The sequence below is a fragment of the Klebsiella sp. JB_Kp031 genome, assembly GCF_040064295.1.
Taxonomy (GTDB): domain Bacteria; phylum Pseudomonadota; class Gammaproteobacteria; order Enterobacterales; family Enterobacteriaceae; genus Klebsiella; species Klebsiella quasipneumoniae.
On record NZ_JBEAJW010000025.1, the window covers coordinates 34,147 to 46,737 of the forward strand.

The following is a 12,591-nucleotide window of genomic DNA, read 5'->3' on the forward strand; positions in this document are numbered from 1 at the left end:
CGATACAATGCTTGCACGTTATGTACCGGAGAATCAGGCATGTCCCATCCTGCGCTTACGCGACTGCGTGCGCTGCGCTATTTTGCCGTTATGCCGCCCCTGGCGCCGCCTCTGAGTGACTGGCTGCTGCTGGAGGACTCAATGACCCAGCGTTTTGAGCAACAAGGAAAGCAGGTCACCGTCACCCTGGTTAACGAAGGGTATATCGGGCGTGAGGCGCTGGCTGACGAAGCGGCGCTGTTGCCCGACGAGCCGCGCTATTGGCTGCGGGAGATTATACTCAATGCCGACGGTGAGCCCTGGCTGGCCGGGCGCACGGTGGTGCCGGAGTCGACGTTGTGTGGGCCGGAGCTGGCGCTACAGCAGCTCGGGCAGACCCCGCTGGGGCGATACCTGTTCACGTCGTCGACGTTAACCCGCGATTTTATTGAAATTGGTCGCGATGCAGCGCTGTGGGGACGTCGTTCCCGCCTGCGGCTGAGCGGCAAACCCCTGCTGCTGACCGAGCTGTTTTTGCCTGCGTCGCCGTTGTACTAAGAGGAAGAAAAAATGGAGTGGAGTCTGTCGCAGAATAAGCTGTTGGCGTTTCATCGCCTGATGCGCACTGACAAACCGATCGGCGCCTTGCTGCTGCTGTGGCCGACGCTGTGGGCGCTATGGGTGGCCTCGCCGGGCGTCCCGCCGCTGTGGATCCTGGCGGTGTTTGTCGCCGGCGTCTGGCTGATGCGCGCCGCCGGCTGCGTGGTGAATGACTATGCCGATCGAAAATTTGATGGTCACGTAAAGCGTACCGCCCGCCGTCCGCTGCCGAGCGGCGACGTCACCGAGAAAGAGGCGCGAACGCTGTTTATCGTTCTGGTGCTGCTCTCCTTCCTGCTGGTGCTTACCCTCAACACCATGACGATTTTGCTGTCGGTGGCGGCGCTGGCGCTGGCGTGGGTCTATCCGTTTATGAAGCGCTACACCCATCTGCCGCAGGTGGTGCTGGGGGCGGCCTTTGGCTGGTCGATCCCGATGGCCTTCTCGGCCGTCAGTGAATCGCTGCCGCTGAGCTGCTGGCTGATGTTCCTCGCCAACATTCTGTGGGCGGTGGCCTACGATACCCAGTATGCGATGGTGGATCGCGATGACGACGTCAAGATCGGCATTAAATCGACGGCGATCCTGTTCGGCGAAAACGATCGTCTGATTATCGGTATCCTGCAGGTGGCCGTGCTGGCGCTGATGGGCGCGGTGGGCTGGCTGAATGGGCTGGGCTGGGAATACTACTGGTCGCTGTTCGTGGCGGCGGGTCTGTTTGGCTGGCAGCAGAAGCTTATCTTCAATCGCGACCGCGACAACTGCTTTAAAGCGTTTATGAACAATAACTACGTCGGGCTGGTGCTGTTCCTCGGCCTGGCGATGAGCTACCTGTAAAACCCCTGTCCCCATCCCCCCGGTTTTCCGGGGGGCGGTGAGGACGGCAAACGCCGCGTTACGCGTCGTCCTGCGTGACGCTTTCGATCGTCAGACGTACATCCGACGTAATCAAATCCGCCAGCATCCGGTAGACCTTCAGGGTCTCTTCCGGCTCGGCATCGCCCGTATCGCTGATATAGCCTTCATCGCGCAGGGTCAACACCAGGGTACTGAACACTGCTTTGTCGAAGAACTCCGGCGCGTTGATGCCATGCAGCACCGACAGGCGCTGCGCCACGGTACGGCTCTCTTTCTCCAGCGAGCTGCGGTTGATCGACGGGTTAGCGCTCAGCAGCCAGAAGGTGATGGCGTAACGCTGCAGCGTCTCGCGAGCGCCTGCGGCCAACAGCTGCAGGGAGCGAGAGTGCGACGGGTTAAGGCTCATCACATCGCCATCGATGACGATCAGCTCCTGACGCAGCATCTCGGCAATCAGCGCATCCATTACTCCGGCCAGCTCCGCTTTCTCCCAGCGCAGGAACAGCTCGGCTTTGAGGAACGGGTAGAGCGTTTCCACATGGCGCAGCACTTCGGCGCGGCTGAGATGACGATGCTGAGTCACCAGGGCGGCTAACAGCGACGGCATCACCAGCATATGGGCGATGTTGTTGCGATAGTAGGTCATCAGCACCGCCTGCTCGCGCGGCAGAATGATGATGTCGCCAATGGTGTCCTTCTCCACTTCGAACTTGTTCATCTGCAGCGCATGGTCGATAAGCTCGCTGGCCGAAGCGGATGGGGCGGTCGCATCCGGAGAATAGGGCACATTGCGCAGCAGCGCGAGGTAGCACTCTAACTGCTGGGTGAGCTGCTCACGGGTCAGCGAACGCTGGCGGGAGGCCAGTAGCGCCGTACAGCACAGGTTCATGGCGTTGGCCGCGCCGGCGTTATTGATGCGCACCATCAGGTCAGCGGCGATGTTATTCACCGTCGGCGTAAGCCAGGAGGGGCGGACCGCTTCGATTGGGTCAATTGCTTCCCGCCACTCTGGCACATGGTGGTTCAGGTAGGTCATCAGCGGCAGCGGTTCGCCGAAGTTAACGTAGCCCTGGCCAAGGTTGCGCAGCTTGCTTAAGCCGCGCAGCATCTGCGGCAGACTCTCTTTCTCTTTGGTGGCGCCGCGCAGCTCTTTGGCATAGGTCCCCACCTCCATCACGTGCTCGTAGCCGATATAGATCGGCACCAGAGTGATCGGCCGGGTGCCGCCGCGCAGCATCGCCTGGATGGTCATCGACAGCGTACCGGTCTTCGGATCGAGCAGACGGCCGGTACGGGAGCGGCCGCCTTCGACGAAATACTCCACGGAATAGCCGCGGCTGAACAGTTCGCCAAGGTACTCGCGGAACACCGTGGAGTAGAGCTTGTTGCCCTTAAAGGTGCGGCGAATAAAGAACGCGCCGAGGCGGCGGAAGATTGGCCCGGCCGGCCAGAAGTTAAGGTTGATACCCGCCGCGATGTGCGGTGGCACCAGCCCCTGGTGATACAGGACGTAAGAGAGCAGCAGATAGTCCATGTGGCTGCGGTGGCAGGGGACATAGACAATCTCATGGCCGTCGTGCGCCAGCTGGCGTACGCGCTCGGCGTTATGCACGTTGATGCCCTGATACAGGCGGTTCCAGGTGAAGCCGAGAATGCGGTCGGTCAGGCGGATCATCTCGTAAGAGAAGTTCGCGGCAATCTCTTCCATCAGTGCAATCGCGTTCTGCTGGGCCTTCTCGTGGGAAATTTTCTTGCTGCGTGCTTCGTCTTCCACCGCACGGGCAATGGCCTTCGACGCCAGCAGCTTGTTAAACAGATCCTGGCGGGCCGGCAGACGCGGGCCGACGGCGGCCAGGCGCTGGCGGGCAAAATGCATCCGCGCGACGCGAGCCAGTTTCTGGGCGATGATCTTATCAGTACCGTGCTCATCGGCCATGCGACGCAGCGATACGGAAGGCGAGAAGCGCACGAAGCTGTCGCGGCCGAGCCAGGAGACGGCGAAAAATTTCTGAATGCCGTTAAGCATCCGCAGCGGCGGATTGACTTCCCCTTTCTCACGACCCGGCGAGCGGCCGAACATCACCGACACCGGCACCATTTGCACATCGAGATCCGGATGGTTGCGGTGCAGATCGAGGTAGTCGTGGAACAGCTTGATGGACTCTTCTTTTGGCGTGTAATAGGTGAATACGCGCGGCCCGCCGTGGATGAATACGTAGCGCGGCAGCAGGGCGCCGTCGATTTCCAGCGGTTCTAGCGGGTCAGGTAAATCATGCGCCAGGCATTGGGCGCGCAGCGTCAGCAGGTCCGCCTTGGAGTTATAGGGCAGGACGTACATGACCGGACGCGAGGTATCGAGTCCTAATTCCTGAGCAGGCTCTGCCGGAATAGACTTGCTTTTTACCAGCACCCGTAATGGTAAATTCAGTAATTTATAGTAAATTCGTTGCCAGCCGGACATAAACGATGTGAAGCCTCTGGTTAATCATGCAAATGCGCGGCAAGAATAACAGAAAGCGGGCAAAATTTCCGTTACCGCGCGGCAAACGCGTACACTCATCGACGTCATTTACATAAAAAAGGTTTTGTGATGGCCAATAATACCACCGGGTTAACCCGAATCATTAAGGCGGCAGGTTACTCCTGGAAAGGATTTCGCGCGGCGTGGATCAACGAGGCCGCGTTTCGTCAGGAAGGCGTCGCCGCCATTGTGGCCGTCGCAATAGCCTGCTGGCTGGACGTCGACGCCATCACCCGCGTATTGCTGATTGGCTCGGTCCTGCTAGTGATGATAGTCGAAATTCTCAACAGCGCGATTGAGGCGGTCGTGGACCGTATTGGCTCGGATTATCATGAGCTTTCAGGGCGCGCCAAAGACATGGGGTCGGCGGCTGTCCTGCTGGCGATTATCATCGCGCTGATCACCTGGGGAACGCTGCTGTGGAGCCATTATCACTAACGTTCTTCGCTAACCCTCGCAAAATATAAACAATCTGCCGATTTTTGTGTGCCATGTGGTTCCAAAATCACCGTTAGCTGTATATACTCACAGCATAACTGTATATACACCCAGGGGGCGGAATGAAAGCGTTAACGACCAGGCAGCAAGAGGTGTTTGATCTCATTCGGGATCATATCAGCCAGACGGGCATGCCGCCGACGCGTGCGGAGATTGCTCAGCGCTTGGGGTTCCGTTCCCCAAACGCGGCGGAAGAACACCTGAAAGCGCTGGCGCGTAAAGGCGCAATCGAGATCGTCTCCGGCGCCTCGCGCGGTATCCGCCTGCTGACGGAAGAAGAGCACGGCCTGCCGCTGATCGGCCGCGTCGCCGCCGGTGAGCCGCTGCTGGCGCAGCAGCATATTGAAGGCCACTATCAGGTCGACCCGTCGATGTTCAAGCCCAACGCCGATTTTCTGCTGCGCGTCAGCGGGATGTCGATGAAAGACATCGGTATTCTGGATGGCGATCTGCTGGCGGTCCACAAAACCCAGGATGTGCGCAATGGCCAGGTGGTGGTAGCGCGCATTGACGATGAAGTGACGGTCAAGCGCCTGAAAAAGCAGGGCAACGTCGTCGAACTGCTGCCGGAAAACAGCGAGTTTACCCCTATCGTTGTCGATCTGCGTCAGCAGAGTTTTACCATTGAGGGTCTGGCCGTTGGCGTGATCCGTAATGGAGAATGGCTGTAACGCCTGCCCCTGCGCAGCGTCATCTGATGCATGACGCTGCGACGTTTGTCCTCTATCAGGTCTCCGAACATGCTGCTCAACGCTGCCGATAAAGCGCTGTGGCGCCTTGCACTCCCCATGATTTTCTCCAATATCACCGTCCCGCTGCTGGGGCTGGTGGATACCGCAGTGATCGGCCACCTTGACAGCCCGGTATACCTCGGCGGCGTCGCGGTCGGAGCAACGGCCACCAGTTTCCTGTTTATGCTGCTGCTGTTTCTGCGCATGAGCACCACCGGGCTGACCGCTCAGGCCTGGGGGGCCAAAGATCCGCTGCGACTGGCGCGGGCGCTGGTGCAGCCGCTGGTCCTGGCGCTGGGCGCCGGGGTGGTGATTATCCTGTTTCGCCTGCCACTGATTAACCTCGCCCTGCATATCGTCGGCGGCAGCGAGGCGGTTCTCGAGCAGGCGAGACGGTTTCTCGAAATCCGCTGGCTCAGCGCGCCCGCCTCGCTGGCCAACCTGGTGCTGCTCGGCTGGCTGCTGGGGGTCCAGTACGCCCGGGCGCCGGTGATTTTGCTGGTGGTCGGTAATCTGTTGAATATTGTGCTCGACCTGTGGCTGGTGATGGGCCTGCGGATGAACGTCCAGGGGGCGGCGCTGGCCACGGTCACCGCGGAGTACGCGACCCTGATTATCGGCCTGATGATGGCGAAGCGGGTGCTGACGCTGCGCGGCGTGTCGCTGGCGATGCTGAAAAACGCCTGGCGCGGAGACATGCGCCGTCTGCTGGCGTTGAATCGCGACATCATGCTGCGCTCCCTCCTGCTGCAGCTGTGCTTTGGCGCGCTGACCGTCTTCGGCGCCCGGCTGGGCAGCGATATCGTGGCGGTCAACGCCGTACTGATGACCATGCTGACTTTTACCGCCTACGCGCTGGATGGCTTTGCCTATGCCGTGGAGGCCCACTCCGGCCAGGCCTACGGCGCGCGCGACGGCAGCCAGCTGCTGGAGGTGTGGCGGGCGGCCTGCCGGCAGTCCGGTATGGTGGCGCTGGCGTTTGCCCTGGTTTACAGCCTGGCGGGGGGGCACATCATCGCGCTGTTAACCTCGCTGCCTTCCCTGCAGCAGCTGGCCGATCGCTATCTGATCTGGCAGACGATCCTGCCGGTGGTCGGGGTCTGGTGCTATCTGCTGGACGGCATGTTTATCGGCGCGACGCGCGGCGCGGAGATGCGGAACAGCATGGCGGTCGCCGCGGCCGGCTTCGCCGTGACGCTGCTTACGGTCCCGGTGCTCGGCAATCACGGCCTGTGGCTGGCGCTGGCCGTGTTTCTCGCCCTGCGCGGCCTGTCGCTGGCGCTGATCTGGCGCCGCCACTGGCGACGCGGCACCTGGTTTAGCTAGTTATTGCCGTTCATAACGGCTATCCATGAATTCCCGCGGTTGCGCACCGCTTACCGGGGCAACTCAGTAGCCCGGCTCAGCGTAGCGCAAGCCGGGGAAATCTCCTCAGCCTTATCCATCGGTATGGTGGTTAAAAATTCCGAATAACGAATCGGCGCCAGCATTCTCATCTATAGTTAATACCATGTCCGGCACAAAACGGGCTGTAAACCCACCGAATGATGAGGACGTTATCATGAATAAAGACGAAATCGGCGGTAACTGGAAACAGTTGAAAGGTAAAGCCAAGGAACAGTGGGGCAAACTTACCGATGATGATATGACCGTAATCGAAGGGAAGCGCGACCAGCTGGTCGGCAAAATTCAGGAGCGTTACGGCTATGCGAAAGATCAGGCTGAGAAAGAAGTCTCAGACTGGGAGCATAAGAACGACTATCGCTGGTAGCGTTCCTTGATCCGAAGAAAGAAGCATTTGTGTTAGTGCCTGTCTGAATGGCGCAGGGACGCGCCGTTAACCCTTTTTCCCGCTGCGGCTGCCGCTCAGCGGGCTTTCTTTTTGAGCTGAATAGTATGATCGTGGTGGCAGTGTCCCGGCGTGCTGCAGGCTTCTACTTCCACGCAGCTCGCGCAGAGGCCGTGGGCTTCAATCACGTTGTGGCGCAGGGCGAAGCCCATTCTGGCCGCCAGCGTATGCATGATATCTTCCACCCCTTCAGCCGCCTCTTCCTTCACCACGCCGCAGCGGTCGCAGATAAACATGGCCGAGCTGTGGGTCGGCTGGTCAAAGAGATGACACAGCACATAGCTGTTGGTCGATTCCACCTTGTGGACAAAACCCTGCTCGAGTAAGAACTCCAGCGCGCGGTAGACCGTCGGCGGCTTCGCCTGCGGCTCTTTCTCGCGCAGCAGATCCAGCAGGTCGTAGGCGCTGATTGCCCCTTGCTGCAGGCTCATCAGGCGCAACACTTCCAGACGCTGTGGGGTCAGGCGTACGCCGCGTTGCGCACACAGCTTTTCAGCATGCGCTAACATCTCTTGCGAAGGGGTCTTATCCATGAGCATCCTCAGGTTGCGTGAAATTGAATCTGTTACTTTATCACGTTCCGCGGAAAACGCCGAGACCCGACGGGTGATGCGGGTCATACTTCAGGTTGTCGGTGCCTGCGCCAGTTCCGGGTGCTGGCCGCTGACGCTCGTGGAGGCTGCGCCTTAGCCGGCCGCTAAAACCGTCATGCCCGATTTAATCGCAACACGCCTGACCCAGGTATGCTATATCTGAAGTGTCTCATTTTCGGGAGAAAACGATGAAACGACCTGATTGCATTCGCCACTGGCGCGAACTGGAAGGGCCCGACGATGCCACTTATCCCGACAGCCCGGAGCGTTTTTCCATTGGCGCGCCGCTGGGGCGCGGTTTACGCCTCAATCGGCTGGGGATCCACCACGAGAGACTGCCGCCCGGGCGGCGCACCTCTTACCCGCACGCGGAGAGCGATGAGGAAGAGTTCATCTATGTGCTGGAGGGCTATCCGGAAGTATGGATAAACGGCTATCTCTGGAAACTGGAGCCGGGGGACAGCGTGGGTTTTCCCGCTGGTACCGGCATCTGCCACACTTTTCTCAATAACACCGAGCAGGAGGTTCGTCTGTTGGTGGTGGGTGAGGCCAACAAAAAGTACAACCGAATTTACTACCCGCTCAATCCTGGCTATGCCGCGACGCGCCAGGATCGCTGGGTTGACCATCCGCCGCAGTTCTTTGGCCCACATGACGGCAAACCGCGGATAAAGTAATCGACACCGGGAAGGGGCGAAGCGCGGCGCACTACGCGCCTGTGGTTTATCTTTATGCTATAGTAGCGCCCCTTTTTACCCGGATGCTTATTTATTCGCCATGATGCCTGAATCAACGTCACCTGTTTTCCCTGCTCATCGCTTCTCCATCGCGCCGATGCTCGACTGGACTGACCGACATTGCCGCTACTTCCTGCGGCTGCTGTCGCGGCATACGCTGCTGTATACCGAAATGGTGACCACCGGGGCGATTATTCATGGCAAAGGCGACTACCTGGCGTATAGCGAAGAAGAGCACCCGGTCGCACTGCAGCTCGGCGGCAGCGACCCGCAGGCCCTGGCGCAGTGCGCGAAGCTGGCCGAGGCGCGCGGCTATGACGAGATCAATCTCAACGTCGGCTGCCCCTCCGATCGCGTGCAGAACGGGATGTTTGGCGCCTGCCTGATGGGTAACGCGCCGCTGGTGGCCGACTGTATCAAAGCGATGCGCGATGTGGTGTCGATCCCGGTCACGGTGAAGACCCGTATCGGCATCGACGACCAGGATAGCTATGAATTCCTCTGTGATTTCATTGAGACGGTCTCCGGCAAGGGCGAATGTGAGATGTTTATTATTCACGCCCGCAAAGCCTGGCTCTCCGGTCTGAGCCCGAAAGAGAACCGCGAGATCCCGCCGCTGGATTACCCCCGCGTCTGGCAGCTGAAGCGTGACTTCCCCCACCTGACGATGGCGATTAACGGCGGTATCAAATCGCTGGATGAAGCCAGAGTGCAGCTTGAGCATATGGATGGGGTGATGGTCGGGCGTGAGGCCTATCAGAATCCGGGTATTCTGGCCTCGGTCGACCGGGAGATTTTCGGCGTCGCCGGCGCGGATGCCGATCCGGTGGCCGTCGTGCGGGCCATGTACCCGTATATTGAGCGCGAGCTCAGCAAGGGCACCTATCTGGGCCATATCACCCGTCATATGCTGGGACTGTTTCAGGGTATCCCAGGCGCCCGCCAGTGGCGTCGCTACCTGAGCGAAAATGCGCATAAAGCCGGCGCCGACATTGCGGTGCTGGAGCAGGCCCTGAAGCTGGTGGCCGATAAGCGTTAGTTTCTCACCAAAACCTGGTGAAATTGACCACGCCTCGCACACTATTGCGGGGCGTTTTCTTTTAAATTCAGTTTGTTATTGTTGGCATGTTTTTTGTAATACCTGCAGAGTGACGTATTAATGACTGTGGGGAGAGAGCCATGCTGGAACTGTTATTTGTCATCGGATTTTTTGTCATGCTGCTGGTCACCGGCGTATCGCTGTTGGGGATTATCGCCGCCATCGTGGTGGCTACGGCGCTGATGTTCGTCGGCGGTTTGTTTGCTTTAATGATCAAATTGCTGCCGTGGCTGCTGTTGGCGGTGGTGGTGGTGTGGGTTATTCGGGCGCTGAAAACCCCGGACGGAAACGCTTTTCGCGACAATAACCGTTGGCGTTACTAAGGTATTGAGGGGTGTGTCACAACCTGAACAATTTTGCACAGAACCGCGTAGGCATCGCTACGCAAATCTGTCACTATTAGCGCGTTAACGAATTCATCGCGCTGTACCCTACATACAGCCGAACTAAAAAAAAGTAAGGGCTTCCCAGGTGGAAGCCCTAAACTTTTGTCCTTTTGTCCTTTTGTCCTTTTGTCCTTTTGTCCTTTTGTCCTTTTGTCCTTTTGACCGCTTACGGCAGCAGCAGACTCGACCCCTGTGTCACCCGGCTCTCCAGAACTTCATGCGCCCGTCGCGCTTCGGTCAGCGGATAGGTCTGACTCTCCGGCACGTCCACTTTGATTACTCCACTGGCGATCAGCGAAAACAGCTCACTGCAGGCTTCAGCCAGCTCTTCCCGGTTGGTGATATAGCCCTGCAGCGATGGGCGGGTGACGTACAGAGAACCTTTCTGATTCAGGATCCCCAGATTAACGCCGGTCACCGGGCCGGAGGAGTTGCCAAAGCTGACCATCAGGCCGCGGCGCTGCAGACAGTCCAGAGAGGCTTCCCAGGTATCTTTCCCTACCGAGTCATAGACTACGGCGACTTTCTTACCGTCGGTGAGCGCTTTGAGCCGCTCCGCGATAGGTTCTTCGCGATAGTTAATCACCTGCCAGGCGCCCGCCGCTTTGGCGCGCTGCGCCTTCTGCGCGCTGCCGACGGTGCCGATAAGTTTCGCCCCCAGCGCTTTCGCCCACTGACAGGCAATCAGCCCCACGCCGCCGGCGGCGGCATGAAACAGGAACATCTCATCAGGCTTAATTTCGTAAGTTTTACGCAACAGATACCAGACCGTTAATCCTTTGAGGAACGACGCGGCGGCCTGTTCGAAAGAGATGGCGTCCGGCAGGACCGCCGCTTTATCGGCCAGCACATTGTGCACCGTGCTGTAGGCGCCGAGCGCCGACTGGGCGTACACCACCCGATCGCCTGCCTTAATGTGCGTCACCCCATGACCGACTTTACTGACGATGCCGGCCGCCTCGGTGCCCAGACCGCTCGGCAGCGACGGCGGCGGATAGAGGCCGCTGCGAACATAGGTGTCGATATAATTGATGCCGATAGCTTTGTTTTCGACCTGAATTTCATGCTCCGCAGGATCGCGAGGGGTAAACTCAACCGCCTGAAGCACCTCCGGCCCCCCGTGTTTTGAAAATTCGATGCGTGTTGCCATGTTCGCTCCTGTGTTGTTCTGAGATTATCCAGTAAGCTTAACAGCCTGCGGCGGCAGCGACGGATTTTCTTACCCGCCTCAGGCCAGCCACGCTTAATGGGTTCTTTAGCGGCAATGGCTTTCTCGCTATACTGTCACGCTCTTTTCCGTATCGGTGAAATGTTAGGCTATGGCAGGAAATAAACCCTTCAACAAACCACAGACAGAAACCCGCGAACGCGATCCGCAGCTCGCCGGGCTGAAAGTCCCGCCGCACTCGATTGAAGCGGAGCAGTCGGTGTTGGGCGGTTTAATGCTGGATAACGAGCGCTGGGACGACGTCGCCGAACGCGTCGTTGCCGACGACTTTTATACCCGTCCGCATCGTCATATCTTTACCGAGATGGCGCGCCTGCAGGAGTCGGGCAGCCCGATTGACCTGATCACCCTTGCGGAGTCGCTGGAGCGTCAGGGACAGCTGGACAGCGTGGGCGGCTTTGCCTATCTGGCGGAACTGTCCAAAAATACCCCCAGCGCGGCGAACATCAGCGCCTATGCCGACATCGTGCGCGAACGCGCGGTCGTGCGCGAGATGATCTCGGTGGCCAATGAGATCGCCGAGGCCGGCTTCGACCCGCAGGGGCGAACCAGCGAAGATCTGCTCGATCTCGCCGAGTCCCGCGTCTTTAAAATCGCTGAAAGCCGGGCCAATAAAGACGAAGGGCCGAAAAACATCGCCGATGTCCTCGACGCCACCGTCGCCCGTATCGAACAGCTGTTCCAGCAGCCGCATGACGGCGTTACCGGGGTCAACACCGGCTACGACGACCTCAACAAAAAGACCGCCGGCCTGCAGCCGTCGGATCTGATTATCGTCGCCGCCCGTCCGTCGATGGGTAAAACGACCTTCGCGATGAACCTCGTGGAAAACGCAGCGATGCTGCAGGACAAACCGGTACTCATCTTCAGTCTCGAGATGCCCTCCGAGCAGATCATGATGCGTTCTCTGGCCTCGCTGTCGCGCGTCGATCAGACCCGCATTCGTACCGGTCAGCTGGACGATGAAGACTGGGCGCGGATCTCCGGCACCATGGGCATTCTGCTGGAAAAACGTAACATCTATATCGATGACTCCTCCGGCCTGACGCCGACGGAAGTGCGTTCCCGCGCGCGGCGTATCGCCCGCGAGCATGGCGGCATCGGGCTGATTATGATCGACTACCTGCAGCTGATGCGCGTGCCGTCGCTCTCTGACAACCGTACCCTGGAGATCGCCGAAATCTCCCGCTCGCTGAAGGCGCTGGCCAAAGAGCTACAGGTGCCGGTGGTGGCGCTGTCGCAGCTGAACCGCTCACTGGAACAACGTGCCGATAAACGTCCGGTCAACTCCGACCTGCGTGAGTCCGGCTCTATCGAACAGGATGCCGACTTAATCATGTTCATTTACCGTGATGAGGTCTATCACGAGAACAGCGATCTTAAGGGCATCGCGGAAATTATCATTGGTAAACAACGTAACGGCCCGATCGGCACCGTGCGACTGACCTTCAACGGTCAGTGGTCGCGTTTCGATAATTATGCCGGTCCTCAGTATGATGATGAGTAACCCTT

At 59.0% G+C, this 12,591-nt stretch carries 13 protein-coding genes; 10 read left to right on the plus strand and 3 right to left on the minus strand.

Translation table 11 applies throughout. The annotated features are described in order from the left end of the window. Positions 1–39 precede the first annotated feature (39 nt). Together ubiC and ubiA are read left to right on the plus strand one after the other, a co-directional pair. A complete protein-coding gene (gene ubiC, locus ABLV64_RS10330) occupies positions 40–537 on the plus strand; it encodes a chorismate lyase (RefSeq protein WP_017900123.1) in 498 nt (165 codons plus the stop codon). A 12-nt stretch (positions 538–549) separates the two neighbouring features. Beyond that, positions 550–1,416: a 4-hydroxybenzoate octaprenyltransferase gene (ubiA, locus tag ABLV64_RS10335; protein ID WP_002884808.1), complete on the plus strand. Its 867-nt coding sequence runs from the start codon at positions 550–552 to the stop codon at positions 1,414–1,416. Between the two features lie 58 nt (positions 1,417–1,474). On the opposite strand, the gene plsB is transcribed toward ubiA, so the two are convergent. Beyond that, complete coding sequence (gene plsB, locus ABLV64_RS10340; protein WP_004206289.1) at positions 1,475–3,898, minus strand: glycerol-3-phosphate 1-O-acyltransferase PlsB; 2,424 nt, start codon at positions 3,896–3,898, stop codon at positions 1,475–1,477. A 129-nt stretch (positions 3,899–4,027) separates the two neighbouring features. On the opposite strand from plsB, the gene ABLV64_RS10345 reads away from it, so the two are divergent. From ABLV64_RS10345 to ABLV64_RS10360, 4 genes are all read left to right on the plus strand, one after another. Beyond that, entirely contained in the window at positions 4,028–4,396 is a 369-nt protein-coding gene (locus tag ABLV64_RS10345) for a diacylglycerol kinase (protein WP_004206290.1), read from the plus strand. Positions 4,397–4,518: 122 nt separating this feature from the next. Then, positions 4,519–5,127, plus strand: coding sequence for a transcriptional repressor LexA (lexA, locus tag ABLV64_RS10350; protein ID WP_004206291.1), 609 nt, complete (start codon positions 4,519–4,521; stop codon positions 5,125–5,127). A gap of 69 nt (positions 5,128–5,196) precedes the next feature. Further along, on the plus strand, positions 5,197–6,513 hold the full coding sequence (gene dinF / locus ABLV64_RS10355) for an MATE family efflux transporter DinF (RefSeq protein ID WP_004206292.1): 1,317 nt from the start codon (positions 5,197–5,199) through the stop codon (positions 6,511–6,513). A 235-nt stretch (positions 6,514–6,748) separates the two neighbouring features. Then, complete coding sequence (locus tag ABLV64_RS10360; protein ID WP_004206293.1) at positions 6,749–6,958, plus strand: CsbD family protein; 210 nt, start codon at positions 6,749–6,751, stop codon at positions 6,956–6,958. 95 nt (positions 6,959–7,053) lie between these two features. Here ABLV64_RS10360 and zur read toward each other — a convergent pair whose 3' ends face one another. Further along, positions 7,054–7,569 carry a zinc uptake transcriptional repressor Zur gene (gene zur, locus ABLV64_RS10365; RefSeq protein WP_004206294.1) on the minus strand — a complete coding sequence of 172 codons (516 nt, stop codon included), beginning with the start codon at positions 7,567–7,569 and terminating at the stop codon, positions 7,054–7,056. 248 nt (positions 7,570–7,817) lie between these two features. Here zur and ABLV64_RS10370 point away from each other — a divergent pair, with 248 nt between their 5' ends. From ABLV64_RS10370 to pspG, 3 genes are all read left to right on the plus strand, one after another. Next, positions 7,818–8,306 (plus strand): cupin domain-containing protein, encoded by a 489-nt coding sequence (locus tag ABLV64_RS10370; RefSeq protein WP_004206295.1) that lies wholly within the window; start codon positions 7,818–7,820, stop codon positions 8,304–8,306. 100 nt (positions 8,307–8,406) lie between these two features. Next, positions 8,407–9,405: a tRNA dihydrouridine(20/20a) synthase DusA gene (gene dusA, locus ABLV64_RS10375; protein ID WP_032431172.1), complete on the plus strand. Its 999-nt coding sequence runs from the start codon at positions 8,407–8,409 to the stop codon at positions 9,403–9,405. Positions 9,406–9,545: 140 nt separating this feature from the next. After that, positions 9,546–9,788 (plus strand): envelope stress response protein PspG, encoded by a 243-nt coding sequence (gene pspG, locus ABLV64_RS10380; RefSeq protein ID WP_004206297.1) that lies wholly within the window; start codon positions 9,546–9,548, stop codon positions 9,786–9,788. Positions 9,789–10,017: 229 nt separating this feature from the next. Here pspG and ABLV64_RS10385 read toward each other — a convergent pair whose 3' ends face one another. Beyond that, complete coding sequence (locus ABLV64_RS10385; protein WP_004177848.1) at positions 10,018–11,001, minus strand: quinone oxidoreductase; 984 nt, start codon at positions 10,999–11,001, stop codon at positions 10,018–10,020. 169 nt (positions 11,002–11,170) lie between these two features. Between ABLV64_RS10385 and dnaB the strand changes: the two genes are divergently transcribed. Then, positions 11,171–12,586, plus strand: a complete 1,416-nt coding sequence (dnaB, locus tag ABLV64_RS10390) for a replicative DNA helicase (protein ID WP_002884942.1) — start codon at positions 11,171–11,173, stop codon at positions 12,584–12,586. Positions 12,587–12,591 lie beyond the last annotated feature (5 nt).